The sequence below is a fragment of the uncultured Caulobacter sp. genome, assembly GCF_937900395.1.
GTDB lineage: Bacteria > Pseudomonadota > Alphaproteobacteria > Caulobacterales > Caulobacteraceae > Caulobacter.
In genome coordinates, this window is sequence record NZ_CALCDX010000151.1 from 21,337 (window position 1) to 47,635 (window position 26,299).

A 26,299-nucleotide genomic window follows, 5' to 3' on the forward strand; every position below is an offset into this window, starting at 1 on the left:
CCATGTCGATCCGGCCCCCTTCTCAGTACGTCGCGCCGGCGGTGTCGCGCAGCGACCGCCGCGTGATGAAGCTGACCCGCGTGCGGGTCGACACCACGGACAAGACCTCCAGGACCCTGCACTTCCTGCATCCCGACGGTACGGGCCGCGGCAATTCGCGGGTCGGCTTCGTCTCGCCTGAGCACGTGCCGGAATTCGAAGGCGAGGAAGGCTGGTTCGAGATGGAGCGCGTCAGGGCCAAGCCCTGGTCGTACTGGCGCGCCATCCGGCGTCTTGACCCGCCGCCCCATGCCTGAGCCGAGCGATGCCGATCGCCGCAAGGCCGCGCGGCTCGATCCGGCCTTCGCCGGCGCGCGGTTGATCGACGCGCTGGAGCGTGGCTGGGAGATCGGCTTTCGCTGTCAGTACTGTGGCGCGGGCAAGACCTGGCGCCGGGACACGATGCTGGGTCGGGCGCGGCGTTATCTCAACTGCACCATGGCCGAGATCCAGGCCCGTCTGCCCTGTCCGCGATGCCCCGGCCGCATGCCGATCATGACGATGTCCGGGGTGATCGATCCGGGCGACGCGGAGGCTCGCCGGTGGGCGACCGTGTCCCTCCTGCTCGACGTCGGCCTGAACCCCACCGACTACGGTTACGGCTGGGCTCCGCCTGGCCGGCAAGCTGGTGGATGAACGCCATGGACCTGCAACCCAGTCTCTTCGACCTGCCGCTGGCCCCGCGCCGACCGATGCCCGACGGCTTCCGCTACCAGCCAGACCTGATCACTCCCGAGGAGGAGCGCGCCCTGGTCCGCCAGTTCGCGGGCCTCGACTTCAAGCCCTATGAGCATCTGGGCTACCTGGGCAACCGGCGCATCGCCGCGTTCGGTTGGCGACGCGGCGACGACGGCGCCATGGTCGAGACCGGCGAAGGCGTTCCGGATTTCCTCACGCCGCTGCTCACCAAGGTCGCGGCGTTCACCGGCCTGTCCGTCGAAAGCTTCCGCCACGCCCTGGTCACCGAATACGCGCCCGGAGCCGGCATCGGCTGGCATCGCGACCGGCCGCCGGCCGTGGCCATCGCCGGGGTCTCGCTACTGTCGCCCTGCACGTTCCGCCTGCGCCGCAAGGTCGCCGACATATGGGACCGCGCCTCGATCATCGCCGCGCCGCGCTCGGCCTACCTGATGAGCGGCCCGGCGCGCAGCGACTGGCAGCACAGCATCCCGGAGGTCGACGTCCTGCGCTACTCGGTGACCTTCCGCACAGTTCGAACTTAGAACGCCATCCGCCACCCACCGACCGCATGCTCGTAGGTCAGCTACATCAGGTGGCAGCCGCTTTGAGCGCCCGCCTCACACTTGCCGGGAGGCTAGAGCAGGATTCCGCGCGCTCACGACCCACACATGCAACCACTTCCGGCGCATGATGCGCCGCGACCCGCATCTTAGCGTCTATCAAAGCGCCATACAGGGCATCGCCAAGAACCGCTTCGCCGAGCCCGCCGCGCACGGCGGGCTCAAAAAGGAGATCTACCGTCGAAGCGACTAAAAGACCCGGAAAGCGAACAGCCGCTAGCGAGGTCGCTTTGCGCTCATCGATGAAGGCTGTGGTGCTAACCCGGTGGGCATGGACGAGTGTCGCCGCCTCGCCGTCGTCGAGGGTTTGGGCAGCATCGCCGGCCACCAGGCTCAGGAACAGATCTGCATCCTGAGGATCGAGGTCGACGACATGCATCAGTCCAAGGTGCAGAAGGGTCGCAACTTCGTCTGCGGCTTGCCTCCCCTTGGCCCGCCCCCGCTCCAACTCAGCAAGCGCTGTTTGGGTGATCTCCAGGGGCCCGCCATAGAGTTTAAGAATCTTGTCCGCGCAGCCGGTGGCAGCGAGATTGATCCACACGCTTGCATCCGCGACGGCCATGCGGGCCTCAGATCAGCGGACGAGAGGGCGCGTCATCGACCTCCTCGTCCTCGAAGGCGTCGATCAGCTCGCGGATCTCGACGCGATCGAGCTGCAGCAAACCGGCTAGCTGACCTTCGCTGAGGAGGTTCTGTCTCCAGGCCTCACGCGCCAACATGCCCAGACGCAACGACACCGGCCGGGCAGCATCGGCCTGGCGCGCGTCGGCACCCCAGGCTTCGCCGAGAACCTGGCGCGCCTGATCGTTGGTGATCCCGCCGTTGTGCTCGAACCAGTCCCAAGTCCCGACTTTGGTTAAGCTTAGTTCTTCCAAGCGACGGACCATGGCTTCGCGAGCTACGCCGAACGCGTGGGCCAAGACAATCACGTGGCGTCGGGTCAACTGAGAACTTCCGGCGGTAACGTCCCGGAACATCGCCATGACTGCGCGGGCGGGAGTCAGGAAGGCTCGGGCGAATGCGTTCGCGTATCGCTCCTCGCGACTCGTTTCGGGCGATCCGTCATAGAGAGCATCGGGTGCTCGTCGAGTAGAGACGAGGTGACCCAGTTCGTGAGCCCCGGTCTGCGCTCGGCGTTCGCGTGGATGGGCCCCGTTTAGGAGAACGCAAGGCCCGGCCGCCTCGTCATAGGCATAGAGGCCCGACACTTTGGCGGGAAGGCGTCGGACGAAAACCCTGACGCCAAGCTGAAGTTCCAGCAAGGAGACGATGTCGTAGACCGGCGCTTGGCCGATCCCCAGCCACTGACGCAGCTCTGCTGCGTCATGCTCGGCTTGCAGGACCACATCACCCGGCATCAACGGTCGCTCCGGCGGATCGTTTCGCGGCCGGCGCACGCCCAAAAGATCTTCAAGTTCCAGTTCAGCCTGCACCAAGGTGGTTAGGAGTGCGACCGCACCCTCTACGCCGTCATCCTGCTCCCCCATTCGGCGAAAGCGCGGTTTGAGGTCGACTTGGACAGCCTCCCGCCTCAGCAGGGCGTTCACTGAAATCCCATAGAGCGAGGCCAGGCGTTGTAGCTCATCCAGCTTGGCGCGACGTTGGCCCTGCTCGATCGCGACCACGGTGGTGCGCGCCACTTCCAGCGCGGCCGCAGCGGCAGCCTGGGTGACCTTCGCCGCCTCCCGAGCGATCCGTAAGCGTTCGCCGACCTCTATTGGGGAAAGTGCTTCGGTCATGCCGGGACGACCGACAGGTCCCGCACGAAGGACTCCGGCGCCAGAGAGTCCAAGAACCGGCGCCATTCGGCGGCGTGACGGGTAAGGAGTGAGCGCAAGCGCCCTTCGATCTCGACTGGATCCTGGTTCAGGACCTCGGCTGTCTCGCGAGCAACGCGACGTACGGCGCGCACCGCGCTCGGCGCGATAGCGAGGTCCGCCATGTGATCCATGTGTAGGATGCCTGCAATAGCGTGCTCCCGCATGGAGTCGGTGATCCCGATGAAGCCCTCCACAGCACCCGCCTCAAAGGTCGAGGCCGACAGGTTTTCCCAGATGTAGGCACCGGCCGGCTCTGCCAATCCGGCGGCGAACATGCTCATGCGCCGAAGCATACACGCCGCGCAGATGCCGCACTGACGACGACGTCCATCGATGGACGCGTGGCGCGACTGTTGCCAGCAGGAGCGAGTATCTGACCAGGACGGTGGGTGGGGCAGCGCCGCCGCTTCCGCCAGGGTCTCGCCCTTAGTGGACCATAGCCGCGGATATTCATAGTGGGCGGTCGAGCCAACCAGTGCTTCGAACAGGCGCTCGACCCTGGTGGTGAATAGCGGGTGGACACGGTAGTCGGGATAGATCTGGCCGCTAACGGCCATCATCGGACCGAAGGAGCCCTGCCCACTCTCGGTAACGATGATCCGGTCCACACCGGCGATCTGCGCCGCCACACCGGTCACCACGGCGAACTTGAAGCCACGAGACCGAGCTGACGATTCCTTACGCTGCGGAACCTGGACCTTGTAGGGCACGAGGGTAAACGCCGCACGGCGGCGCTCACGCTGGGGGTCGTCGACCCCCACCGAGCCCAGACGTACACGAACCAGATCGGCGCGGCCGACAGCCTGAGCGGTGATCGCGTGGACAGCCCGAGAATCTAGACCGTCGCTGTATGGCATGATGGCCTTAGCCTCAGCCGGCAGTTCGAGGCTCGCCTGGCGGATGCCCTGAGCGCTCTGCCGGCGCGCCACGAAACTAAAGGTCCAGGTATCGCCAGTGAGGAAGGTCAGCGCGCCTTCCAATGCCGATTTGACTGCTGTTGACGACCACAGCTGTACATCGTGCACAGCAACGCGGACATCGAAGGTCCGGGACCATGATACAGTCGAGCGCGCCTTGGCGGCGTCACAGTATTCCGCCGCCGCTGCGACGACGAGAAGATCAAAGAGCTCGGGACGCCACTTGGAAAAAAAGTAGGTTTCCAGCCCCTCAGTCGACAGGCGGATAGCGTCGCCTAGCGCGGCGAGTTCGGCCTCGTCACGCACCCGGACTCCCTCGTCGACGACGTCGACGAACATGGTCTCGTCGACCAGGCGGATGGCGAGGGCGGTCAAAAGCTTACTCCTTCATCAAGACCGGACCTGTCAGTTGGGACGGTCAAGTCACGGGCGGAAACTCCCGCGGCCAGGGCAGTCGCGAGGCCCTTCAGGTCCGTCGCCTGAACCGACTCGGTTAGGCGCCCGCGGATGTCCGCCGCCTTACCCTGGGAGGCTTCGCGACGGTAGTGTTCCTCGACTTGCCGCAAGCCGCGATCAGCGCGCTCCGCGATAGTCGCGGCAGCCGCCTCCTCGAACGCAGCTGCACCCCGGTAGCCGTCGCGCAAGACGTCCATCGCATTGTCCGCGAGTAGGGCTTCCATCGGATTTGTCGCCTGGACCCGCAAGCGGGCCACCTCGTGCTTTGCGATCTCGGAAATAAGTACGCCGCGATCGTCGTCCCCGAGAGCGGCGCGCATTTGACGTAGGAATGGTTGCCCGATCTCCCGCCAATCGGCCGCCAACGCGGCCGGCATGGCCTCAGCCACCTCTGCTGCACTATGTGCGGCGTTGCCGGCAACCTTCGCTAGCGCTCGCCATTTCGCGCTCATTTTCAAAGTCTTGTAAGGGCCGTCGCTCATGCAGGCATCCTCCAATGTCAGGATGAATGCTCGATTCTTCCGACAATGTCAAATGAACCGCGTTCGACGCCTGACATTGTCAGACCCATCAACCGGCTGATGGCCTGCTGCGCCTAACGATCGAAGACGAGCCAGACCGGCTGTAATTACCTCCAACAGCTCGGACCTCCGCGTCAGCGATCGTCACCCGAACGGGCCGAGACCGCGAAGCGGGCTCGGCGGCGGCCAGCGCGGCATGCCGCGTCTGGTGCCGTAGAGCGCGATCGCGCGCATTGCGCGCGAGACGCCCTACTTCTCGCTACCGGTCCTTCCGGCGAACAAGCTCTGCTTCGGTCACAGCCAAGGCGGCCGCCAACCGCTCAAGGACACGCAGGCTGATGTTGCGCTTCCCGTTCTCTATGCCGGACAAATAGGTCTGATGGATCTCGGCGACATGGGCGAGTTCGTCCTGCGGGACGCCACGCGCCTCCCGCAAGGCGCGAATATTCGCCCCTACGACCACTCGGAGATCCATGCTCCGACGGCGCATCATCCCGCCGCGATGCGGAATAGACTATAAGTAAAGTGACCACAAAAGCGTCTCGGCCCTTCGCGACCGGGCGTCCGTCAGCGCCGAATTACAAGATCGGTTTCAGGAACCCGAAGGGCTGACGCCAAGCGCTCAAGCACCTTCATGCTAAGATTTCTTTTTCCCGTCTCGACGCCTGAGAGATAGGTGGGGTGGATACCGGCCAAGTGTGCGAGTTCGTCCTGCGGAAGGCCTCTCGCCTCCCGCAGGGTGCGAACGTTCGCTCCCACCACGGCCAGAAAATCCATGGTCGGAAGGCGCACGCTCGGCGCTGGACTGTGAATAGACTATGAGTAAAGTGGAGGAATATCGTCGTGCGTTCGCGACGCTCACGCGGGCACGGCTCGATCCGGATTCCGCCCGCATCATTCGGCTTGGAATGCGGTTTATGTCTCCGCTCGATGGTCAAATCACCGCCCCTGACACCCAGCCCTCGGAAGGCGGGACGCCGCCGCTCGCCGACGCCTATCTGCGCCATCGCGACTGGCTGACGGCGCTCCTGGCGCGCCGCTATCCGCAAGACGCCGACGACATCGCCCAGGACACCTGGCTGCGGGTCCACGACTACCGGCCGCCCCGGCCCGTCCGCAGTCCCAAGTCGCTGCTGGCCCGCATCGCCCTGAACCTGGCGGCCAGCCGCTTCCGCCGGAGCGCGCGCGAGGTCCCCACCGATCCCGACCACAAGACCCTGGCCGACCAGACGATCGACGCCAGCCAGGAGCAGGCGATCCTTTTCGAACAGATGTTGCTCGCCTTACCGCCCAAGTTGCGCGATGTTTTCGCCCTGAACCATGTCAGGGGCCTCACCTATCGGGAAATCGCGCAGCTGCGCGGCATCTCGGTCAAGGCGGTGGAAAAGCGAATGACCCAGGCTATCGCCCGATGCGCCGACATGATCCGGAGCTAGGCGGATCACGTCATGATCGATGACAAGACCCAGGCCAGAAGCGCCCAGCCGGGCGGCGGGGAGCCCCGCAGCGCCGACGACAAGCGCGCGCGCGACGAGGCGGCCGCCTGGTACGCCAAGCTCAGCGCCCAACGGGTCAGCAACGCCGACCTGACGACCTTCTTCGCCTGGCGCGAAGACAGCCTCAATGACGCCGCCTACACCCGCATCGAAGCCCTGACGACGGGCGTGCGGGCCCTGGCCGACGATCCGAGACTCCAGGCCATCGCCGAGACGGCCGCGCGCCGGCCGCGCGGGATCGGCGCGCGGCTGCGAGGCCTCGGCCAAGGCCGCGGCGTCCGGACCCTCGGCGTCGGCGCGGCCCTGGCCGCGGCCGCGGTGATCGGAGCGGTGCTGCTTGGCCAGGCCGGCCAGCAGACCTATCGGACCGAGATCGGCGAGCGGCGGGCCATCAGCCTGGCCGATGGCTCGACGGTCGAACTCAACACCAACAGCCAGGTGCGCGTGCGGCTGTCCAAGGCCCAGCGCAGCCTGATCCTCGACAAGGGCCAGGCGATGTTCGTCGTCGCCCATGACGCGGGGCGTCCCTTCGTCGTCACGGCCGGCGACACGGCGGTGCGGGCCATCGGCACGCGGTTCGAGGTCTATCGGGCCGACGGTGCGGTGCGGGTGACCCTGGCCGAGGGCCGCGTCCAGGTCAGCCAGGCCGGCGCGCAAAACACGGCGCGGCCCGCGCCGGTGATCCTGTCGGCGGGACAGCGGGTCGATGTCGTCCGCGCCGCGCCGGTCAAACCGGTCGCCGTCGACGTGGCGGCGGCCACCGGCTGGACCAGCGGCCGCCTGACCTTCAAGGACGTGCCCCTGGCCGAGGCGGTGGCGGAGGTCAATCGCTACAGCCGTCGCCAGGTGGTGCTGGGTCCCGGGGCGCCGGCGGACCAGCGGGTCAATGGCGAGTTCGACGCCGGCGACACCGAGACCTTCGCCCGGGGGATGGCCGCCTTGCTGGACCTCAAGAGCGTCCCGCGCCCGGACGGCGGCGTCGAACTGACCGCCGAACGCTCCGGCCCCGCTTGACGTCATAAATCTTTCGCATCCCGGTAGGGTGTGACGCCCTCCCAGGAGTCTTACCCCCGCCGCGCCCCGGCGAGAGACCGCCATCGTGGCGGCCCCGTGCGCGCGGCGGGGGGATGTGAACGATGCGCGCTTATCGTCAAAGCCTGTTGGGGCTCAGTTGCCTGACGCTGGCCACCGGGTGGGTCGGACAAGCCCTGGCGGCCCCAAACGCCTCGGGAATGGAGGATGTCCAGGCCAACGCGCCCGCCCGGTCGAGCAAGGCCAGTCAGGCCGCCGATCCCGTGGTCGAGGTGCGCCTGGCCAAGGGACCGCTGGGCGCGGCGCTGTTCGCGCTGGGCCGCCAGACGGGAACCCAGATCCTGTTCACCAGCGAGATGGTGGCCGGCCGCAGCGGGCCGGCGGTCAGCGGACGGATGACGGCCGCGCAGGCCCTGGACCGGCTGCTGGTCGGGGTCGATCTCGAGGTCCAGCGGATGACCGGCAAGGTGTTCGTGTTGCGGGCCCGCGCCCAGCTGATCTCGACGGCCGGACCGGCGCGCGCGCAGGACACCGACGCCGACGCGCCGCCCGTCCCGCCGCTGGTCCAGGCCGCGCCGGAGGACCCGACCCTGCTGTCGGAGATCGTGGTCGGGAGCCATATCCGGGGCGCCAAGGACAGCGCCTCGCCGGTGATCATCCTGGATCGCGAGAGCCTGGACCGGGCCGGCCGCACCAGCGTGGCCGACGCGCTTTCGGCCTTGCCCCAGGCGTTCGGGGGCCTGGGCAACGAGGACGCCAGCTCGACCGGCGCCGACCCGACCGGGACCAATTCCAACAAGGCCACCGGGGTGAACCTGCGGGGCCTGGGCACCGACGCCACCCTGGTGCTGGTCAATGGCCGCCGCCTGGCCGGAACAGGCCTGCGCGGCGACTTCGCCGACGTCTCGTCGATCCCGATGGCGGCGGTCGAGCGCATCGAAGTGCTGCTCGACGGGGCCTCGGCTCTCTACGGCTCGGACGCGGTCGGCGGCGTCGTCAACATCGTGCTGCGCAAGCGCTTCGAAGGCGCCGAGACCCGGGCCCTGGTCGGCGGAACGACCCAGGGCGGAGCCAGCCAGTGGTCGTTTGGCCAGACGGTCGGCCACGACTGGGACAGCGGCAATCTGGTGGTCAGCTACGAGCACAGCGCCCGTGACCGGCTCAAGGGGCGCGACCGGGACTATACCGGCCAGGCCGACCTGCGCGCCCTCGGCGGCACGGACCATCGCCGCTATTACGGCATGCCGGGCACCATCCTGCGCGCCAACGCCGCCGGGGTGCTGGTCCCGGCCTATGCGATCCCCGCCGGTCAGAACGGCACGGGGCTGACGCCGGCCAGCTTCCAGGCCGGCACGGTCAATCTGGAAAACCAGCTGGGCGCCTATGACGTGCTGCCGCGCCAACGCCTCGACAGCCTCTATGTCGCCTTGGCTCAGGATTTGACGGCCGGCGTGTCGCTGTCGGCCGACGCGCGGGCCACGCGCCGCCGGTTCACCAACCGCAGCGTCGCCTCCAGCCCCACCCTGACGGTCAACCGCAACAACCCCTATTTCGTGTCGCCGACCGGCCAGACCTCCGAGCGCATCGCCTATTCGTTCCTCAATGAACTGGGCGGCCAGCGGGTCAACGGCGTGGCCGACACCCTGGGCCTCAGCTTCGGCGGCCAGGCCCGTCTGCCGGGGACCTGGCGGCTGGACGCCTACGGCGCCTATGGCCTGGAGCAGGGCCGCTCGCGCACCGACAATCTCGTCAACACCAGCTACCTGTCCGAGGCCCTGGGGACCACCGCCAACAACGCCGCCACCCCGTTCAGCACGGCGGCCAACGGCTTCTTCAACCCGTTCATCGGCCAGGGCTCCAACCCCAGGACGGTCCTCGACTTCATCAGCGGCGGCTATCTGACGCGCAAGACGCGCGGCGAGACGGCGTCAGTCAATCTCAAGCTCGACGGCGAACTCTTCACCCTGCCGGCCGGGGCGGTCGGCCTGGCGGTCGGCGGCCAGATCCGTCGCGAGGCCCTGAAGACCGGCGGCGTCAGCCTGACCTCGGGCTTTGTCCCGACCGAGGTGGCGCGGCGCGACGTCCACCGCACGATCGATGCTGCGTTCGCCGAAGTGCGTGTGCCGATCTTCGGCGGCGGCTTCGTGCGGCCCGGGCTGCAACGGCTGGAGCTGTCGGCGGCCGTGCGGCGCGAGGACTATGGCGAGATCGCCAGCACCGACCCGAAGGTCGGGGTGATCTGGTCGCCGGCCGCGGGCCTGACGGTCAAGGCCAGCTACGGAACCTCCTTCCGGGCCCCGGCCCTGATCGAGCTGAACGAGCCGCAGATCTATGCGCCGACCACCCTGACCCGGAACGGCCAGGACACCATCGTGATGATCCTCTACGGCGGCAATCTGGACCTGCGCCCCGAGACCGCGACGTCCAAGACCCTGACCCTTGAACTGGCGCCGGCGCGCTGGCCCCGGTTCAAGGCGTCGGTCACGGGCTTCGACACCCGCTTCACCGACCGCATCGGCCAGCCCGGCTTGGACAATCTCTCCACGGTGCTGACCGCGCCGGAATTCGCCCCGTTCGTCAGCCTGGTCTCGCCGGGCAGCAACCCCGCCGATCTCGCCCGCATCCAGGCCCTGATCGACGATCCGCGCTCCCTGGCGCAAGGCATCTTCCCGGCCCAGTCCTACGCGGCGATCATCGATGGGCGCTGGGTCAACACCGGCCAGCTGCGGGTGCGCGGCTTCGACATCTCGGCGCGCTACGCCGCCCAGCTCGGCAAGGATCCGCTGGCGCTCACCGCCGACGTCACCTGGCTCGTCGACTACCAGCGCAAGATCACGCCGCAGGCCCGCGCCGTGCAGCAAGCGGGGGTCGCCGGCCAGCCCGCGGACCTGCGCCTGCGGGCCGCCGCCAGCTGGACCCACGGCGCCCTGACCACCACGGCGGCGCTCAGCCATGTCGGTGATCTGCGCACCGAGACCGGCGGCCGGATCAAGCCGTGGACCACCGCCGATCTCAACCTGACCTACGGCTTCAAGACCGGGCCGATGCGAGGCCTCTCGCTGGCCTTGAACGTCCAGAACCTGCTGGACGACGATCCGCCGTTCTACGACTCCAACCTTGGCGTCGGCTACGACCCGGCCAACGCCGATCCCCTCGGCCGCACGGTGACCCTGCAGCTGACCAAGACCTGGTAGCGGCGCGCCCGCGCCCCTGATCCCAACCCCGTCATCCGGAGTTTTCCCATGCGCCGCCTCGCGCCGCGCCTGCTCGCCTGCGCCCTTTTCGGGACCGGCGCGGCGCAGGCCACGCCGTTCACCGTCGACCAGTTGCTGAACCAGCAGCGGCTGGGAACGGTGAGCATCGACCCCTCCCAGCGCTGGCTGGTCGTCCCGACCACCGCCCCGTACCGGTCGGCGACCTCGTGGGCGCTGGAGTTCGACACGCCGATGACCATCACGCGGTTGTCGGTGGTCGACCTGCGGACCGATGGTCCGCCCCGCCCGTTGCTGGGCGAGGCCGACGGAGGCGCGGGCGATCGCCTCGGCGCCTATGGTTATACGCCGGGGCCCTTCGCGCCGTCGGGGGCGCGGATGGCGGTGATCCGGGCGCGCGGCGCCAGCCTCGAAGTCGGGATCGTCACCCTGGCGACGGGGGCGGTCATGTGGACGGGGCTTTTCCCGACTTCCGACGTCTGGGGTCGCTCCATGCAGTGGGCGGGCGAGGACCGGCTCGTCGTCCTGGCCAAGGACCCGGACGCCCCGGCGATGGGCGCGCTCACCGGCGCCCAGACGCAAGACCGCCTGATCGACAAATGGCGGGAAACGCAAAACGGCCGCCCCGGCGTGACCCTGCTCGGGGCCGGCCGCTATCTTGAGCGCACGCCCTCGGCCGCGCCGGGACGGTTGGTGGCGGTCGACGCGACCACCGGCCAGGGCCGCGTTCTGGCGCAAGGGGCGTTCATCGACCTGGAGGTAGCGCCGGGCGGGCGACGGGCGGCCATGCTCGTCGAGGCCGAGACCCTGCATCCGGATCCCTCGCGCCCGGCCTACACCACCGATCCTTACCGGCGCCGGCGGGTCGTGGTGGTCGATCTGACCAGCGGCGCGACCTGGTCGCCGTGCCCGACCTGCGAGGTCGCCACCGATCTCCTGGCCTGGTCGCCGAGCGGCCTGCAACTGCTCGTCTTCGCCAAGCCCGACGCGAGCGACTGGACGGCGGCGCGCTACTGGCGCCTGAACGCCGCGGCCCAGCGCGCGCAGCCCCTGGAGAATCCGGCCGCCCAGACCAGCGCCGCGACCACGCGCTACGGCTCTCGCGTGCCGCGCGCCGACTGGATGGGCGAGGATCCGCTGATCCTGGCGCGGGCGCCGGGCGCGTCGGCGGGACAGACCGACTGGCTGCGCTGGACGGCGGAGGGCCCCCGTCCCCTGACCCTGGGCCTGCCGCCGGGTCCGCGCACGCTGGAAGCGACGTCCTCGAACGCCATCATCGTCTCCCAGGCCGGCAAGCTCTGGCGGATCGACGGTCAGGGCCGGGCCAAGCTGCTGGGAAGCGGCGCCAGCATTCCTGGTCCCGGCGCGACGGGGGGCGAGCGCCTGGCGTTCAACAACCGCCCCGCCGTCGAGGCCCTGGCCTTGGCTTTGCCGGCCCCGGACGGCCAGGACCTCGGCCAAGTGCGCGACCATCGCCTGCGGCGCCTGGGTCTGACCACCGCGCCAGGCGAGAGCGTGCTGGCCGCGGCCGGACAGGCCGGCGCGGTGGCGAGCCTCGGCCGTGACGCGCATGGCGTCGAACGCGTGGTCCTGCGCCGCCGCGATCGTTCGCCCCAGACCGTGGCCACCTTGAACGTCCAGTTGGCGCAGGTGGATTTCGCGCGGCCGCTGGCGATCAGGCACCAGGGTCCGCGCGGCCAGGCCCTGACCAGCTGGCTCTATCTGCCGCCCGATCTGCCGACCGGCCGCAAGGCGCCGCTGGTGACGATCCCGTATCTGGGCCGCGACTATCCCGGCCCGCCGGCCAGCCAGAGCGCCCCGGCCCGGCAGGTGTTCCTCAACGCCCAGATCCTGGCGGGCGCCGGTTACGCGGTTCTGCTGCCCAGCCTGCCGATCGATCCGGATCGTGAGCCGGCCCAGGGCCTGGCCGACCAAATCCTGAACGTCGTCGATGCGGCGGCGGCCCAGGAACCGGCGATCGACGCCGGCCGCCTGGCCCTGATGGGCCACAGCTACGGGGGCTACACCGTGCTGACCGCCGCGACCCAGAGCCCGCGCTTCAAGGCCGTGGTCGCCAGCGCCTTCTCCGCCGACCTGATCGGCCACTACACCCGCAAGAGCTTGTCGGCGACGGTGCTGCCCGAGGCCGGGGTGAGCCTGATGGGCGACGCCGGCTGGGCCGAGCTGGGCCAGGGACGGATGGGCGCGCCGCCCTGGCGCGATCCGCAACGCTACCTGCGCAATAGCCCCGTCCTCTTCGCCGACAAGATCACCGCGCCGGTCATGTTGATCATGGGCGACCTCGACGGCGATCCGGCCCAGGCCCTGACCATGTTCGGGGCGCTCTTCCGGCAGGACAAGGATGCGATGCTGCTGACCTATCATGGCGAAGGCCACGTCGTGCTGACGCCCGGCAACATCGCCGACGAGTATCGCCGCGTGCTCGACTTCCTGAACGAACGGATCGGCGACGGCGCGACCAGTCCGAACGCCGGCGGCGCACCGGCTAGACCGTCGTGATCTTCCGTTCCCACGCCCGGACCCAGGCTTCGACCGTCGCGGCCAGCATCACCTCGCCCACGCAATCGCGCCAGATCATCGGCTCGCGATGCAGCAGGGGTTCGAGCCGGTCGCTGTCGATCAGGCCCTTGGCCGCCAGCCGCCCGTCGAGCAGGAACGGCCGCAGGGCAGGCAGGCTGGCGGCCAGGCTCTTGGAGAAGAACACCGTGACGTCGCCCTTGGAGCGGCGCTTCAGGCTCTCGGGCGGCAGGCGATCGGCGAAGGCCGCTCGGGCGAACGGCCGGTCGACCGCGCCGAGCGCCAGGATCGGCGCGGGGATGGAAAGGCACGCCTCGATGATCGGCTGGGCCATCAGGGGATGGATCAGGTCGGCGGCCCGGCCTCGCAGACTGTCGCCGTAGGCGGTTTGGATGTTGGTCAGGCCGCGGATCTGGATGCGCTTGGCCGGACTGACGCCGCGATGGTCAGCCACCCAGGGATGCGGCGGCGGCAAGGCCACGCCGTCGGCCAGGAAGCTCGGCGGCGGGATCCCCGGGGACAAGCGCGCCAAGGGCTGCATCGCGCGCGCCATCAATGACCACACCGTGGTGCGGGTGCGCCGGGCCAGCATGGCCAGGGACGCCGCGCGACCAGCCGGCGTGGGGCGTCCCTGGAGGATGTCGGCCGCCAGGGCCGGATGTCCCATCTGGTAGAAGACGCCGTCCCCGCCCTGTCCCGTGAACAACGCCTGCGCCCCGACCTTGCGCAACTGCTCGGCCAGGTCACGATCGAGGTCGGGGTCCTGGGCGTTGAGGCCCGGCCGACCGGCGCCGGCGGTCTGATCCAGCACGGCCCCGTCCACCGCCATCAGGCCCCGCAAACTGGTCACCAACGGAAAGCCGAAGCGATCGGCGATGCGCTGGGCCCAGGCCCGCTCGTCGCCTTCGCGCTGCGGCCAGTAGGCGTTGATCGCCGCGACCACCGGCGCGCCGCAGCGGGTGAGGCTGGCGGCGACGATCGCCGAATCCAGGCCGCCGGAGATTTCCAGCAGGATGGAGGAACGATCCTTGGCCAGGGCCGCCACGCAGGCGTCGACCAGATCGGCCAGGCCCTTGGGATCGAGCCAGGTTCGAGATGGCCGCGCGTGATCGGCCGGTCGCCACAGCCGGGTCGCCTGGCTCGCGTCCCAGCCCGCCCGCATCGTGCCGGGGCCGATGGCGACCACGCCCGCCAAGGGGCAGATCTCGCTCCAGAGATTGCCGCGGGCCAGGAGGTCGCCGACCTTGGTCCAGTCGACCGCCAGCCCCTCGGGCGCGCACGGGCCCTGAGCGGGCGGGATCGAGGCGATGAACGTCACCTCGTCGCGAACCCAGGTCAGGCAGTCCAGCGCCCCGGTCGGATCGCGCAACAGCGTGGGCGGCGCATCGCCCGCCTTGAGGATCGCCACGTAGCGCCCCCAGGCATGGCGGATCAGGAGCCGCGCGGCGTCGGCAGGCGCCACGCCGACCATCAGGTGAAGCGGGAAATCCTGCGCGCGGCCCTCGCGGGTCGCGGCGGTGTCGAAGAGGTCGCCGATCACGGCCCCGCCCTGGTTTGGCACGGCCCGGACGACCGGCGGGCGGGCGCCGCGGACGTAGACGGCGATCTCGTGGGCGCGATGGGCCAGGGTCCAGTCCCCCTCGGCCTCGATCGCGGCGCGCTTGGCCTCGGCCGCCTGGCTCGGCACGCCTCGGGGCCAGACCATGGCGAGATACTCGCCCATCAGACCGCCAGGATCGGGGTGTAGGCGATGAGGCGTTCGACATCGTCGTCCAGCGCCACCGGCCCGGACTGCAGCCAGCAGTGAGCCATGAACGGCCAGGTCCGCACGCCAATCACCCAGTCGGCGTCGAGCCCGAGGCGCCGCAGATAGCCCAGGAGCTGATAACTGCGCTTGAGGCAGGCGCCGCCGACCGGCGACCAGGGCCGCAGGACCGCGAAGACGGCGGCGGCGTCCAGCACGGCTTCATGGTGGGCGGCGTCGTGCGACGTCGCGCCGGGCTGGCGGCCGCGCCGCGCGCGCTCCAGGATCCGCGCGAAGTCGAGGCGACGGAAATCGCGCGCCGCCGCGCCGCTGGCGAGCAGGCCGGCGGCGATTTCGCGCGGGCGTGGACGGCGGGCGGCGCCGCGCAGATCGAGGGTGGGTTTGGGCGGGATCGCCCGGACCGCCAGCCTGGGCGTGTGCGTCACCAGGCCCGCCTCGATCAAGGTCTGGGCGGACGTCTCGTCGCGCGGGCTCACCGCGCCGCCGTCGTCCAACGCCACCAGCAAGCTGGCCTGGACGAGGCAGAGGTAGGCGTCGGCGGCGACATCGAGAAAGACGATGTCCTCGTCGATCGCCGCAGCATGAACATCGCGGGCCAACCACAGCGCCATCGCGGCCTCCCAGCCGATTGCCCTGTCGCGCGGCGCGGCGGCCGCGCGGCAGGACCGATCGCTCAGAACCAAGCGAGCTGGGGTTGCATCGGCTCGCGCAGGCCCTCGTCGTCGACCGAGCGGGTCAGATCGAGCGCGCCGCCGAGGCGGATCACCCGAAGGGTCGTGGTGGAGTTGGACATGGTTTTGACTTTCGCTGTGGGGCCGCATCAAAGACGCGGCGGCGTTACGGATCTCGCCGGCAGGAACGCCGACGAGGCGATGGGCGGCGCGACCGGGCGCGTCGCCGCGGCCGGGTCAGACGAAGTAGTACTGGCTGCTGCCGGCTTCCTTGATCGTGCCCTCCTCGATGGACAGGGTCAGGGCCTTGGCGGCGCCCAGGCGCAGCAGGATGAGACGGGGGGTAATGGAGGTCATGGCAGGCTCCTTTTTCGAAACGCCGCCGATCGCGGCCTCTCAAGCCAGCGCCCCGCCTGTTTGATATTCAAACGATATCCGGTCGATATTTTCCGCCCCCAGCCAGGCGGGCGATGGCGTGGGCGGCGCCCATCCGCCGACGGTGGTGTGAGCGCACCGCACTCCTCAGCGCCGCCCCGTTACCGGTCTCGAAAGCCGACACGACGCCCAGGGCCTCGGCCGACAGATCGGCGAACAGTTGGGCCTCGATCGGCTGGAATGGCGCCAGCCGTTCGGCGGTGCGCTGATAGGCCTGGGCGAGCATCAGGTCGTCTGCCCCCAGCACAATTTCGAGGAACAGCGCCTCGAGGATCGCGGCGGGGTCATGGGCGGGCTCGGCGAGATCGGCGGCGAAGCGAAAGGGCGCGCGGGGCGGCCATTGACGATGCTTGGCGCGCCGCTCGGCGTCCGGCGCCAGGGCCGCGGCCAGATAGAGCAGGCGCAGGTGGTAGAGTTCGGCCAAGGCCGGGCCGTCGAGGTGGGGCCGGGTGTAGGCCGGTCCCCGTTTCTCGACGAGATCTTCGCCCGCCAATCGCGATAGCGCCTCGCGCACCGGTGTCGAGGACAGGCGCAGCTCCGCCGCGATCAGGTTGATGGGCAGGGCCGCGCCGGGCGCGTCCACGCCCAGGCGAAGACGACGTCGCAAAGCGCCCAGCGCCAGGCCGAAGGAGTCGCGCGATGGAGGCAAGGTCTTGGTCCGCGATGCCGCCTCGCCAGTTTCAACTCTGACGGCGACGGGTCGACCCTTCGACGCGGGCGAACACGTCGGCGAGCGCATTTCTCGGCGACTTCCAGCGTTTGACGCCGTTTTTCGACGTCGGGCCGCCCTCTGGTTCGCCGCCGAACCGCCAGTCTGCATGAACCGTGCAGGAATCCGGTACGGCCTTCCGGAAAATTCGCACGGACACGGATGAACACGCTTGGTGGTCGGCCAGGCGACATTAAATGTGGCCCAACAGCCCGGAATACGTAGGGTTGTGCTTTGACCATGGGTTCGCGTGAGGACTCATGTCTGTAGCCAGTGTCGAGTACAGCTTTGGTCAAACGCGCATCCGAGGACCTGGAGCGTCAGCGCCAGCTCCTGTCAAAGACCCTGAAACTGATCCGCGGCTTGCGCCACATGAGCGCCCGCGCGGTCGCCGACGCCATGGGCATGCCGCTGCGCAGCTATTACAGCTTCGAAGCTGGCCAGGGTCCGCTGGACATCGCCAAGATCTGGCGGTTCGGCGAGGCCACCGACAGCGATCCGGCCGGCATCATGGACACGCTGATGCTCGGCTCGCCTGACCACGCCCTGCGCAGCATGGACAATAAGATCGTCTCCATTCAATTGGCCTCGTTCCGTCGGTTCAGCGACAAGGTCGGAGACCGGATGACCCACATCGGCCCGGCCATCCTGATCGAGGCGTTCAAGCGCCCGTTCGACAGTCTCGAGGATCATCTGGACAAGCGGGACGAGAACACCGAGCGCTGGTTGGCGGAGAATCTGCCAAGGATGCTGCCACCGGACGAATAGTCCTGGCCCGCCGCTGGCGGGGAACGTCGAGGATTGGTGGGCCGCGCCAGATCGCATCGACGGCGATGTCGACCGCGTCCGGATCGACCGGCGCCCGCAAGCCCCAGTGCCCGGGCAGGGTCTCCATCGCGCCAGCTCGCAGGCGCGCATAGTCCGCGCGGTAGCGAGGATTTCGTCGCAGGAACTCCCAGGCCAGACGCGCCAGGCACAGGGCGACGCCGGCTGGTTCCACGGATTCCGGGACGAGCGGGGGCGGGACGGCGGCGACGAGGGGCTTGGCCATGGCTTTATTGAAGCGCCTGATCCGCTCGCCCCGGAATCACCGGCGCCGCGAGGCTCGGCGGTCGCGCCGGAAAATTGGCGCCGTCGTGCGGTCCGCGCCGAATTCCCGTCCACGCCTACCGGTTTCCTGCACGACGTCTACCAAAGCCGGCACAGGCCGTGCAGATCTCCCGTCAGCGCACACGATGTCCCCAGGAAAGATCCGGACAGCAGCAGCATGACCGCGCTCCCGCCTCTCCAGCCGGCGGAGCGCCAGACCTCGACGGTCTTGGGCGGATCGGTGCGGGCCGGCCGCAGGCCGCAGAGCGCGCGGTAGCCGCCCGCGACGAGATCCTCGGCGGCGCGCAGCAAGCGCTGGACGCGCATGCGCATATAGTCGGATCGGCCGCCCCAATCCTCGTGAACCCGGGCCTCCCCGAACAGCAGCATGGCGATGTCGCGCTGGCTGGCCCCCGCGCGCCGGGCGTCGTGCGCCCGAAGCATTTGAACCCAGCGCGTGGCCTTCGAGCGCGAACCTCGTCCAACCGATGACAGTCGTCCGGTGTCGCGCAACGCGATCAGCGAACGCAGGCCGTCCATCGACGCCACGCCGACGCTATAGGCGGGCAGATGGAACCGGCAACGCACGGGTCCGGCCAGGACGTCGCCGTCGGCCACGGCGAAGCGAAGACGCCGCGCGCCGTCGCTGACCATCACGTGTTGATGGCCATCCTGCGTGCGCACCACGATGACGGCCAAGTCGAGCCCGCGCAGATCGAGGGCGTCTGGATCCTCGACCATCGCCGGTGTCAGGCTCAGCACCGGCACCGAACTGTCGGCTTGCCAGCGCCAAAGCACCGTAGGAACCGGGTCGGCGCCTGGGCCTTCGCCCACGAAACAGAGACCCGGGACGACGCCGGCCAGATCCTGCGCCTCGGCCACGGCCTGTCGTCGCCCAAATTCCCAGGCCCACACCGACGGGTCGGCCGCGAGCAGGGGGCGATAGGCCTCTTGGGACCTCCAGGGCGGCAATGGCGTCCGATCCGCCGACATGGCGACCCGCTCATCATGGCGCAGGACTAAAAGTCTGGCCAAAGGTCCAAGGGCTGTCGAGGGGCGGCCGGCGTCGGCGCCGGTTGCGCCTGGGCGGAAGCCGGGTCATTCATCGCCGGGTTGGACGGCCCCGACACGCTGTGGCGGGACCGTCCAGACGAAGACGAAGACCAGACGGAGGACGCGCATGGCGCCCGTGCTCGATCCTGAGATCGCCGACCTGGCGCCCTGGTCCGAGAGCCTGACGGACTACGACCTACAGCATCTGGTCGTCTACCTGCGCCTGCTCGACGCCCGCCGGGACGAGGCTGACTGGCGCGAAGTCGCGCTCTTGGTGCTGCACCGCGACGCCGCCCAGGATGAGGCCTCGGCCCGCGCCTGCTGGGAGACGCACTTGAAGCGGGCCGAGTGGATGACGACGACCGGCTACAAGGACCTCCTCACGGCCAAGACGGGCCAAGCCTAGTGGAGGCGCTAGGCGCCGCCCTCTGTTCGGAAGCGCGCCTTGGCCGGATAAACGACCCCCACGCCGACGTCGCTGGTTGAGGTCCGGGCGCCGAGCGCGACCCATGTCTGCAGATCCGCGATGCGGTAAACGACCCTGCCGCCGAGCTTCGAATAGGCTGGCCCCGTTCGGTAGGAGCGATGCTTTTCCATGGTCCTTGGCGAGAGGCTGACGAAGCGCGCCGCCTCCTTCGTGTAGAGCAGCCGGGGTGGCGGGAGCAGTTCATAGTGCGTGTGGGACTCGTGACTGGCGAACCGGAAGCGGCTCGTCTTGCAAGACATCTGGCGACGGCCGTTACCCTACCGGCCGCCCGCCACGATCTGACTCCGCCCGCCCTCGTATCGCCAACTCCGCTTTTCGTACGCGCTGGGCGCTATCGACATCGCCTGGTCCCGGTCTTGCCCCGGGCCGGGTTGCTTGAACGCCCCGCCGCGCCAAGGTGAAGGCCCATGAGCCCACGTGAATGGACGGCCCCGATCCGGTGGGCGCCGGCGCGGGCGCCGGGAGCCGACCTCATGGCCGACGAGAAGTTCCTGACCACCGAGGAGGTCGCCGAGCGCTATCGCGGCGAGGTCTCGATCGGCACCCTCGAAAATTGGCGCGCCCAACGCATCGGCCCTCCCTTTGTCAAAATCGGCAAGGCCGTGCTCTATCCGATCGAGGAATTGGACGCCTGGGACCGGCGGAATCTCGTCAGCTGCGACGACGCCAAGGTCGTGGGACGCCGCCGCCTGCGATCCGATGGCGAACCCCTCCCATTTCGCTAGCATCGGGACCACCGGCCTTGAGGCGGGCCGTTCGACGAGGCTGACGGGCGGCGGCGGACGTGGTCAACGACGGCGCGTCCGCGCGCGCGGGTTGATGTGGATCATTGTCTTTGCGGCGGACGGCGCTGAAGATGGTGTTTCAGATGCAGCGCTCTGGGCTTCCTGGAGCTGACACCGATCGGTCCAGAGATGCAGAACCGCGGGACGTCACTTGATCATCCGACTTCGCGCCGCGGTCTGCGAGGCTGCGCGGTCGCCTTGATCGGCCTGTGTGGGGCCTATCAGGTCTGGCTCGGGACCTATTTCAAAGGCCGCCGGTCCTTGCGGAGGACCTGCGCTTCTTCGGCGTCGGACACGACGCGCTCAGGGCCGCCCAGCCCCGCCTCGAACCATGGTTGCACCTGGTGTTCACGGTGCTCGGCGGACAGATGGCGGCCGTCGGCGTGCTCGTGATCGGCGCGAGCGTTCGGCTCGGCCACCGGAAAGCCAGCCGCAGCGAGCTTGCCCTGTTGGCCGTGGCCGGCACCCTGTCGGTCGGAACGATGGCCGCGGTGAATTTCGCCTTGGGATCGGACTTTCGCTGGCTGCTGATCTTGCCGGCCGGACTGTGGCTTCTTAGTCTTGTGCTGGCGCTGGGCGGCCCGCCAGGGCCTGCATGGGCGGAGGACCGTCATGCCCGATGACAGCGGCGCCAGAGGCGATCTTGACGCGGTGCTGAACAGGGATTGCTTTTGCATCACATTGGATGGCGCCGGCCTGCGGGCGGCGATCGAGGCGCAAACGCGCGACGCGGACCTTCTCGCCGCGCTGCTGTCGGCCAGGCCCCACCTTTTCTCCCAAGGCCCGGTGTTCCTCTCCAGCCGCGACCTGTCGGCCATGGCCGATGTTGTCGCCGCCATCGAGGCGGCCGCGCAGAGCCCGGCCTATCAGGCGACGGTTCTGGAGTGGGCTCCCGACATCGCCCGTGCGGATTTGGGTCCGCGCGGCGTCTTCATGGGCTACGACTTTCACCTGGGCCCAGATGGCCCCAGGCTCATCGAGGTCAACACCAACGCCGGCGGCGCCTTCCTCAACGCCTTCCTCGCGCGGGCGCAGACCGCCTGCTGCCGTGAAGCCGAGGCGGCGTTGGGCGCGCCCCTGCTCGCCCAATTCGAGCCCGCGGTCTGGCGCATGTTCCTCACCGAATGGCGCCTGCAAGGGCGGCTAAGCCCGCCGCGGACCATCGCCCTGGTCGATGATGGCCCCCAGGACCAGTACCTCTACCCCGAGTTTCTCATCGCCCAGCGTTTCTTTGAACGGCAAGGCTTGAAGGCCTGGATCCTCGACCCGGCCCAACTGCGCTTCGCCGAGGGCGGGTTGCGGCACGAAGGGGAGACGATCGACATCGTTTATAATCGCCTGGTCGATTTCTCGCTCGAGGCCGCCGAGCATAGGGCCCTGCGGGAGGCTTATCTGGCCGGGGCGGTCGTGGTCACGCCCAATCCGCGCAACCACGCCCTGTTCGCCGACAAGCGCAACCTGGCCCTGTTGTCCGATCCGTCAGCCGCCGCGCGTTGGGGACTATCGCCGGATCAACAGAACAGCCTTACGGCCGTTCCGCCGACCACCCTGGTCACCGCCCAGAACGCCGAAGGGCTGTGGACCAGGCGCAAGGGGCTGTTCTTCAAGCCCGCCGGCGGTCATGGCGGCAAGGCGGTCTATCGCGGCGACAAGCTGACCCAGCGCGTCTGGTCGCAGATCCAGCAGGGCGGCTACATCGCCCAGGGGCTGGCCCCGCCCAGCGAGCGCCGGATCCGGATCGACGGCGAGATTCAGAGCCTGAAGCTCGACGTGCGCCTCTACACCTATCGCGGCGCGCCGCTGCTGCTCGCCGCCCGCGTCTATCAGGGCCAGACGACCAATTTTCGGACCCCCGGCGGGGGCTTCGCGCCGGTCTTCGTCCTCGATGCCTTGGACTAGCGCATCTTGGGACGCGCCGCCGCGACACTCGCCGGGCGGTCGGCTGGCGCCGAAAAGTGCTCGGCGGCGTCGCGCGCCATCCGGCCCACGCACCAGCGCGCATAGGCGGGGGCCGTCAGGAGCCCAAGCAGGCGGCCGGCTTGGCCCTTGGGAAGCGCGTAGCGGATCCAGACTCGCAGCTTCGAACCGTTGGGCGTGGGCGAGCGATCAAGGCCCATCTTGTCGGCTTAAAGGATGAGCAGGCGGGTGGCGCCGGTGGTTCGCCAGGCCTTGGGACGGTGCGGATCGCGTTTGGTCACGACCTCGTCGACCGCCAGAGAAAGGCCGATCTTAGCAATTCATGAAATCGCAAAATCCAACTATTATTCTCTATACGGGATACCAATAGCTAATTCTCAGAAAAATATCGCAACATCAATAATGCTCAGTATTGAATAACAATCTGACGGACTTTATAAGATATTTGTTGGCTTTCATGCAAAATACGAACCTGGCTAGCGCAATCACTTTCCGCCACGCTTGCCTTTAAAGTATTTCACAGCGTCAGCCGTCGTGCCGCCAAGGCACCAACGCCCGTAGAACCTCCCCAATAGCAAGCCGAGCCATCGGCGCGGCCCGGTTGGAAGATCGTAGTCGATCCAAACCGTGAGGCGAGAGCCCAAGGCTGTGGGCGTTATGTCGAACCCCATGCGATAGCCCGATAGAATGACGAGCTGTGAAGCGCCCGCCGTTTCCCACTGTTTTGAATGGGGTCGGTCCCGGGCCGTGACCACCTCGTCGACAAACAAGCGCAATCCCAAAGCCGAGCCGTCCATTCGAATATGGGAGCCCACGACCTGGCCGCGCCCTTCGTCGAAGTCGTACGACATCCGGCCGCCGGCCATCATCATGGACGACTTGGTCATATGGGCGGCCAGACGGGTCTGATCGTCGAGGTGGTCAAACACCTCGTCGGGCGTGGCGGTCAGGTCCACCGTCTGGCTTAATTGGCTGCCCATACGACCCAAGCCTTCTGCGTCCTACTTCTTCTCGCCCGCCATCTTCGCGGCGCAGGTCTTATGCATCTGCTCCATTTCGGCCTTGGTCAGGGCCTTGCCGTTTGGCCAGGTCGGAGCGCCGGTCTTGTCGCGCCCATGATCATGCGGCGCCGTGCGGTCCATGGCCTTGCCCATGACCGACTTGCACATTTCGTGCGTCGGCGCGTCGGCGGCAGCTGGACGGGTCGCGGTCTGTTGCTGCTGGGCAAAAGCCGTTCCCGAGACGGTCAGGACGAGTATCGAGGCGATAGCGAGCGCGCGCATGGCGTTCCTCCGTTGCAAGTGTGTTCCATGATGCGCGCCGCCCCGACCATCGCCTTGATCCGGATCAATGCCCAAATCCCCGCCTTGCCTAGTCTGGACGGAAAATCGGTGGAGCACGGCCGATGCCGTTGAACCTTACAAACCGCGCCCTCGCCTTGGCCGCGCTGTCGTCCGGCCTTGTTCTGTCCTTCTTCGTCCTGCGCGAACACTGGGCTCACGCCCTGGGCCTGGCGCCCTATCTGCTCCTGCTGGCCTGTCCCCTGATGCACCTGTTCCATCACGGTCATGGCGGTCATCGCCACGGCCGCGACGGACCTGCCCAGGCGCCGCCCCCAAAGCCGACGCCTGAGGGCCGCGTGGCATTGGGCGATGAACGGCTTGAGGCGTTTTGAGGGATCGGGCCGCGTCCCGCGTAGACACGTAGGACAAAGTCGCCCTTCAACAGGACCCGCCCCATGACCTATCGCGCTTTCCTCGCCACCGCCGTTCTGTCGGCCTCGATCCTGGCCGGCGGCCAGGCCAGCGCCCACGCCAAGCTGGTGGCCTCCGATCCGGCGGCAAACGCCACGGTCGCCGCGCCCAAGACCATCCGCCTGACCTTCAATGAAAAGCTCGCCCCGGCCTTCTCGAGCTTCGAGCTGGCCATGGCCGACGGCATGAAGGCGCCGGTCAAGACCAGCGTCTCGGCCGATCGCAAGACCATCACCGGCGCGCCCAAGGGCCGGCTGATGGCGGGCGCCTACAAGCTCACCTGGCACGCGGCCGCCGCCGATGACGGTCACCGCATGGATGGGACCCTGGCCTTCACGGTGAAGTAGCCGATGGAGACCGCGGTAGTCCTCGTTCGCTGGGCGCAATATGTGACGTGCTTCGTCCTGGCGGGCGGCGCGCTCTTCGCGCTCTACGCTCTGCCGGCCGCCGGCCCGTCCAGCGCCGCGGCGCTAGGTTGGCCGCGCCGGCTCCTGGCGGGCTGCGCCGCCCTGCTGGTCCTGGCCAGCCTTCTGGGTCTCGTGCTGCAAACCGCCGTGGTCGCCGGGTCGCTTACCGCGGCGCTGGATCCCTCGACCTTGGCCTCGGTGGTCAGCGAGATGGCGATGGGCGCGGCCTCGCTCGCGCGGGCCATGGCCGCGGTCGTGGCGCTGGCTGTGCTTATGCTCGCGCGGCCCGGCCGGGCCGCCTGGATCGCCGCGTCAGCGCTCGGCGCCGTCGCAGCGGCGAGCATGGCCTGGATGGGCCATGGCGCGGCCACCGAGGGTCCGGGCGGGGGCCTGCACCTGGCGGCCGACATCGCCCACCTGGCGGCGGCCGCCGTGTGGGTCGGCGCCCTGGTGTTCTTTCTGGGGCTGGCCGGGGTCAGTCGGCGTGACGCGCGACAGGCGCCGACCTTCCATGCCGCCCTGGCGGGTTTCTCGGGCATCGGCTCGGGCGTCGTCGCCGTGCTGGTCGCCAGCGGCCTGATCAACAGCTGGTTCCTCGTCGGGCCCATGGGCGTTGCGGCCCTGGTCCGCACGCCCTACGGGCTTCTTCTGCTTCTCAAGCTCGTTCTCTTCGGCGCCATGGTCGTGCTGGCCGCCGCCAACCGGTTTCGCCTGACCCCGGCCCTGCGCGAAGCCCTGGTCGAGCCGGCGCCGCCCAGCACGGCGGTCAAGGCGCTGCGCCGCAGTCTCGTGCTGGAACTGAGCGCGGCGATGGCGCTCGTCGCCGTGGTCGCCTGGCTAGGGCGTCTCGCGCCGATCAGCGCGCAATAGCCGCAACGTTCAGAGCACCGGTTCGTGCGCCGGCTCGGGCGTGGGGCGCCGCGCGAAGGGATCGCGCGCCCGCAACCAGTTACGCGCAGGCCGTTCGACAAGATGGTAGGCGACCATCGCGGCCAGCTGACAGGCCACGAACGCTCCTGCCCAGGCCAAGGCGATCCCGGCGCCGGACAGGTCTGGCGCCAGCCTTTCCAGAGCGTGGAAATAGACGATGTCGGCCGGAAGGTGGACCATGTAGAGGCTGTAGGAGACCTCGCCGAGATAGACGAGCGCCGGCGCCGACATCGCGCCTGGCTTCGCGGCCTTGGACGTCTCGGCCAGGCAGAAGATCAGCATAGCCAGACCCGGCCAGATATAGAGATCGCTCAGTCGCAGGTTGGCGGCGATCGCCACCCAGACCGTCGCGGCGAGCGCGCCGAATCCGGCCATGCCGGCCGGCAGGCTCAGGCTCGATCCCAAGCGATGCAGGGCCGCGCCCATCAGGAAGGCCGGGATGATCCGCAAGGCGCCGATCTGGGCGCTCATGTCGGTGAACAGCACCCCGCGCCCCTGGGCCGTCAGGAACATGGCGACGAACAGGGCGAGCACGGCGAGGACGAAGAGGCGTGGCCAACGCCTCAGCGACACCGAGGCGATGGCCGCGACCGGAAAGCCGAGGTAGGCGAACCACTCAGCCGAGATCGACCAGGAGGGGAAGTTCCATTGCACGGTGGGCGTCGTGCCCCAGGCATGCACTAGCAACAGGTGCTGGGGGAGCATGCGCGGGTCGAACGCCTGGGGATCGAAGCGGACGCCCAGCTTCAAGGCCGCGAGCCAGATGGCGATCGTCGCGGCCAGGGTGACCAGATGGACGGGATAGACGCGCCAGGCGCGCCCAAAGGAAGGAGCCGTAGTTGAACCGTCGCTCGGCCCAGGCCCGCGTATAGACGTGGCTGAGGATGAAACCCGACAGGATGAAGAAGAGGTCGACGCCGAGGTAGCCCTTGGCGGCCAGGCCAAAGCGCTCGAGACCAAGGTCC

32 protein-coding genes and 1 pseudogene are annotated in these 26,299 nt (G+C 68.6%); 15 read left to right on the plus strand and 18 right to left on the minus strand.

The window, feature by feature from the left end:
* Positions 1 to 2: 2 nt before the first annotated feature.
* From Q0379_RS12295 to Q0379_RS12305, 3 genes are read left to right on the plus strand one after another with little or no spacing between them, the layout of a single operon-like run.
* Complete coding sequence (locus Q0379_RS12295; RefSeq protein WP_099538417.1) at positions 3 to 296, plus strand: hypothetical protein; 294 nt, start codon at positions 3 to 5, stop codon at positions 294 to 296.
* Entirely contained in the window at positions 289 to 675 is a 387-nt protein-coding gene (locus tag Q0379_RS12300; protein ID WP_099538416.1) for a hypothetical protein, read from the plus strand. Before Q0379_RS12295 ends, Q0379_RS12300 begins: the two co-directional genes overlap by 8 nt.
* A gap of 5 nt (positions 676 to 680) precedes the next feature.
* Positions 681 to 1,262 (plus strand): alpha-ketoglutarate-dependent dioxygenase AlkB, encoded by a 582-nt coding sequence (locus Q0379_RS12305; protein WP_171012841.1) that lies wholly within the window; start codon positions 681 to 683, stop codon positions 1,260 to 1,262.
* Positions 1,263 to 1,308: 46 nt separating this feature from the next.
* Here the strand turns inward: Q0379_RS12305 and Q0379_RS12310 are convergent, their stop codons facing one another.
* The 6 genes from Q0379_RS12310 to Q0379_RS12335 all read right to left on the minus strand — a co-directional run bounded on the left by Q0379_RS12310 (position 1,309) and on the right by Q0379_RS12335 (position 5,831).
* A complete protein-coding gene (locus tag Q0379_RS12310; RefSeq protein ID WP_099538415.1) occupies positions 1,309 to 1,902 on the minus strand; it encodes a hypothetical protein in 594 nt (197 codons plus the stop codon).
* A 7-nt stretch (positions 1,903 to 1,909) separates the two neighbouring features.
* Positions 1,910 to 3,079, minus strand: a complete 1,170-nt coding sequence (locus Q0379_RS12315) for an ImmA/IrrE family metallo-endopeptidase (RefSeq protein ID WP_066686011.1) — start codon at positions 3,077 to 3,079, stop codon at positions 1,910 to 1,912.
* Positions 3,076 to 4,452: a 7-cyano-7-deazaguanine synthase gene (locus Q0379_RS12320; protein WP_066686007.1), complete on the minus strand. Its 1,377-nt coding sequence runs from the start codon at positions 4,450 to 4,452 to the stop codon at positions 3,076 to 3,078. The genes Q0379_RS12315 and Q0379_RS12320 overlap by 4 nt, the downstream gene beginning before the upstream one ends.
* A complete protein-coding gene (locus Q0379_RS12325; RefSeq protein ID WP_066686005.1) occupies positions 4,449 to 5,015 on the minus strand; it encodes a hypothetical protein in 567 nt (188 codons plus the stop codon). The genes Q0379_RS12320 and Q0379_RS12325 overlap by 4 nt, the downstream gene beginning before the upstream one ends.
* Positions 5,016 to 5,313: 298 nt before the next feature.
* Positions 5,314 to 5,544 (minus strand): helix-turn-helix transcriptional regulator, encoded by a 231-nt coding sequence (locus Q0379_RS12330; RefSeq protein ID WP_066686015.1) that lies wholly within the window; start codon positions 5,542 to 5,544, stop codon positions 5,314 to 5,316.
* Positions 5,545 to 5,621: 77 nt separating this feature from the next.
* Positions 5,622 to 5,831, minus strand: a complete 210-nt coding sequence (locus Q0379_RS12335) for a helix-turn-helix transcriptional regulator (protein ID WP_082769634.1) — start codon at positions 5,829 to 5,831, stop codon at positions 5,622 to 5,624.
* A gap of 131 nt (positions 5,832 to 5,962) precedes the next feature.
* On the opposite strand from Q0379_RS12335, the gene Q0379_RS12340 reads away from it, so the two are divergent.
* From Q0379_RS12340 to Q0379_RS12355, 4 genes are all read left to right on the plus strand, one after another.
* The gene (locus tag Q0379_RS12340) at positions 5,963 to 6,490 is read left to right on the plus strand and encodes an RNA polymerase sigma factor (protein WP_082769633.1); all 528 of its coding nucleotides are present in this window, start codon (positions 5,963 to 5,965) and stop codon (positions 6,488 to 6,490) included.
* Between the two features lie 12 nt (positions 6,491 to 6,502).
* Complete coding sequence (locus Q0379_RS12345; RefSeq protein WP_066686001.1) at positions 6,503 to 7,564, plus strand: FecR family protein; 1,062 nt, start codon at positions 6,503 to 6,505, stop codon at positions 7,562 to 7,564.
* A gap of 122 nt (positions 7,565 to 7,686) precedes the next feature.
* Positions 7,687 to 10,776 carry a TonB-dependent receptor gene (locus Q0379_RS12350; RefSeq protein ID WP_299009002.1) on the plus strand — a complete coding sequence of 1,030 codons (3,090 nt, stop codon included), beginning with the start codon at positions 7,687 to 7,689 and terminating at the stop codon, positions 10,774 to 10,776.
* Between the two features lie 48 nt (positions 10,777 to 10,824).
* Positions 10,825 to 13,314, plus strand: a complete 2,490-nt coding sequence (locus Q0379_RS12355) for a prolyl oligopeptidase family serine peptidase (RefSeq protein WP_099538413.1) — start codon at positions 10,825 to 10,827, stop codon at positions 13,312 to 13,314.
* On the opposite strand, the gene Q0379_RS12360 is transcribed toward Q0379_RS12355, so the two are convergent.
* From Q0379_RS12360 to Q0379_RS12380, 5 genes are all read right to left on the minus strand, one after another.
* Positions 13,301 to 15,058, minus strand: coding sequence for a lasso peptide isopeptide bond-forming cyclase (locus tag Q0379_RS12360; RefSeq protein ID WP_066685995.1), 1,758 nt, complete (start codon positions 15,056 to 15,058; stop codon positions 13,301 to 13,303). The two genes, Q0379_RS12355 and Q0379_RS12360, sit on opposite strands and share 14 nt — an antisense overlap.
* Positions 15,055 to 15,708: a lasso peptide biosynthesis B2 protein gene (locus tag Q0379_RS12365; protein WP_171012842.1), complete on the minus strand. Its 654-nt coding sequence runs from the start codon at positions 15,706 to 15,708 to the stop codon at positions 15,055 to 15,057. The genes Q0379_RS12360 and Q0379_RS12365 overlap by 4 nt, the downstream gene beginning before the upstream one ends.
* 62 nt (positions 15,709 to 15,770) lie before the next feature.
* Entirely contained in the window at positions 15,771 to 15,890 is a 120-nt protein-coding gene (locus tag Q0379_RS12370) for a hypothetical protein (protein WP_137803582.1), read from the minus strand.
* A 115-nt stretch (positions 15,891 to 16,005) separates the two neighbouring features.
* On the minus strand, positions 16,006 to 16,125 hold the full coding sequence (locus Q0379_RS12375) for a hypothetical protein (RefSeq protein ID WP_082769428.1): 120 nt from the start codon (positions 16,123 to 16,125) through the stop codon (positions 16,006 to 16,008).
* Positions 16,126 to 16,192: 67 nt separating this feature from the next.
* Complete coding sequence (locus Q0379_RS12380; protein ID WP_249357744.1) at positions 16,193 to 16,852, minus strand: GntR family transcriptional regulator; 660 nt, start codon at positions 16,850 to 16,852, stop codon at positions 16,193 to 16,195.
* A 348-nt stretch (positions 16,853 to 17,200) separates the two neighbouring features.
* On the opposite strand from Q0379_RS12380, the gene Q0379_RS12385 reads away from it, so the two are divergent.
* Positions 17,201 to 17,680, plus strand: a complete 480-nt coding sequence (locus tag Q0379_RS12385) for a helix-turn-helix transcriptional regulator (protein WP_066685886.1) — start codon at positions 17,201 to 17,203, stop codon at positions 17,678 to 17,680.
* Here Q0379_RS12385 and Q0379_RS24215 read toward each other — a convergent pair.
* Both Q0379_RS24215 and Q0379_RS12390 read right to left on the minus strand, forming a co-directional pair.
* On the minus strand, positions 17,574 to 17,963 hold the full coding sequence (locus Q0379_RS24215; RefSeq protein WP_365874468.1) for a DUF6499 domain-containing protein: 390 nt from the start codon (positions 17,961 to 17,963) through the stop codon (positions 17,574 to 17,576). The genes Q0379_RS12385 and Q0379_RS24215 overlap by 107 nt on opposite strands.
* A 137-nt stretch (positions 17,964 to 18,100) precedes the next feature.
* Positions 18,101 to 19,107, minus strand: a pseudogene (locus tag Q0379_RS12390) (DUF2285 domain-containing protein).
* 74 nt (positions 19,108 to 19,181) lie between these two features.
* On the opposite strand from Q0379_RS12390, the gene Q0379_RS12395 reads away from it, so the two are divergent.
* Complete coding sequence (locus Q0379_RS12395) at positions 19,182 to 19,460, plus strand: DUF2285 domain-containing protein (RefSeq protein WP_066685885.1); 279 nt, start codon at positions 19,182 to 19,184, stop codon at positions 19,458 to 19,460.
* Between the two features lie 8 nt (positions 19,461 to 19,468).
* On the opposite strand, the gene Q0379_RS12400 is transcribed toward Q0379_RS12395, so the two are convergent.
* Complete coding sequence (locus Q0379_RS12400) at positions 19,469 to 19,780, minus strand: helix-turn-helix domain-containing protein (RefSeq protein WP_231732078.1); 312 nt, start codon at positions 19,778 to 19,780, stop codon at positions 19,469 to 19,471.
* A 234-nt stretch (positions 19,781 to 20,014) separates the two neighbouring features.
* Between Q0379_RS12400 and Q0379_RS12405 the strand changes: the two genes are divergently transcribed.
* The 3 genes from Q0379_RS12405 (at position 20,015) to Q0379_RS12415 (ending at position 22,225) form a co-directional block, all read left to right on the plus strand.
* On the plus strand, positions 20,015 to 20,266 hold the full coding sequence (locus tag Q0379_RS12405) for a helix-turn-helix domain-containing protein (RefSeq protein WP_066685884.1): 252 nt from the start codon (positions 20,015 to 20,017) through the stop codon (positions 20,264 to 20,266).
* A gap of 395 nt (positions 20,267 to 20,661) precedes the next feature.
* Positions 20,662 to 20,949 carry a hypothetical protein gene (locus Q0379_RS12410; protein ID WP_156449519.1) on the plus strand — a complete coding sequence of 96 codons (288 nt, stop codon included), beginning with the start codon at positions 20,662 to 20,664 and terminating at the stop codon, positions 20,947 to 20,949.
* Positions 20,939 to 22,225 (plus strand): hypothetical protein, encoded by a 1,287-nt coding sequence (locus tag Q0379_RS12415; protein ID WP_066685881.1) that lies wholly within the window; start codon positions 20,939 to 20,941, stop codon positions 22,223 to 22,225. Before Q0379_RS12410 ends, Q0379_RS12415 begins: the two co-directional genes overlap by 11 nt.
* Here Q0379_RS12415 and Q0379_RS12420 read toward each other — a convergent pair.
* From Q0379_RS12420 to Q0379_RS12430, 3 genes are all read right to left on the minus strand, one after another.
* Positions 22,222 to 22,443: a hypothetical protein gene (locus Q0379_RS12420; protein ID WP_062098090.1), complete on the minus strand. Its 222-nt coding sequence runs from the start codon at positions 22,441 to 22,443 to the stop codon at positions 22,222 to 22,224. The two genes, Q0379_RS12415 and Q0379_RS12420, sit on opposite strands and share 4 nt — an antisense overlap.
* Before the next feature lie 285 nt (positions 22,444 to 22,728).
* Positions 22,729 to 23,199: an SRPBCC family protein gene (locus Q0379_RS12425; protein ID WP_231732076.1), complete on the minus strand. Its 471-nt coding sequence runs from the start codon at positions 23,197 to 23,199 to the stop codon at positions 22,729 to 22,731.
* Positions 23,200 to 23,244: 45 nt separating this feature from the next.
* Entirely contained in the window at positions 23,245 to 23,526 is a 282-nt protein-coding gene (locus tag Q0379_RS12430; protein WP_062098094.1) for a hypothetical protein, read from the minus strand.
* A gap of 122 nt (positions 23,527 to 23,648) precedes the next feature.
* On the opposite strand from Q0379_RS12430, the gene Q0379_RS12435 reads away from it, so the two are divergent.
* From Q0379_RS12435 to copD, 3 genes are all read left to right on the plus strand, one after another.
* Complete coding sequence (locus Q0379_RS12435) at positions 23,649 to 23,918, plus strand: DUF2933 domain-containing protein (protein WP_062098096.1); 270 nt, start codon at positions 23,649 to 23,651, stop codon at positions 23,916 to 23,918.
* 63 nt (positions 23,919 to 23,981) lie between these two features.
* Positions 23,982 to 24,344: a copper homeostasis periplasmic binding protein CopC gene (gene copC / locus Q0379_RS12440; protein WP_299009028.1), complete on the plus strand. Its 363-nt coding sequence runs from the start codon at positions 23,982 to 23,984 to the stop codon at positions 24,342 to 24,344.
* A gap of 3 nt (positions 24,345 to 24,347) precedes the next feature.
* Positions 24,348 to 25,274: a copper homeostasis membrane protein CopD gene (copD, locus tag Q0379_RS12445; protein ID WP_299009031.1), complete on the plus strand. Its 927-nt coding sequence runs from the start codon at positions 24,348 to 24,350 to the stop codon at positions 25,272 to 25,274.
* A gap of 9 nt (positions 25,275 to 25,283) precedes the next feature.
* Here the strand turns inward: copD and Q0379_RS12450 are convergent, their stop codons facing one another.
* A complete protein-coding gene (locus tag Q0379_RS12450) occupies positions 25,284 to 26,294 on the minus strand; it encodes an acyltransferase (protein WP_197425290.1) in 1,011 nt (336 codons plus the stop codon).
* Positions 26,295 to 26,299 lie beyond the last annotated feature (5 nt).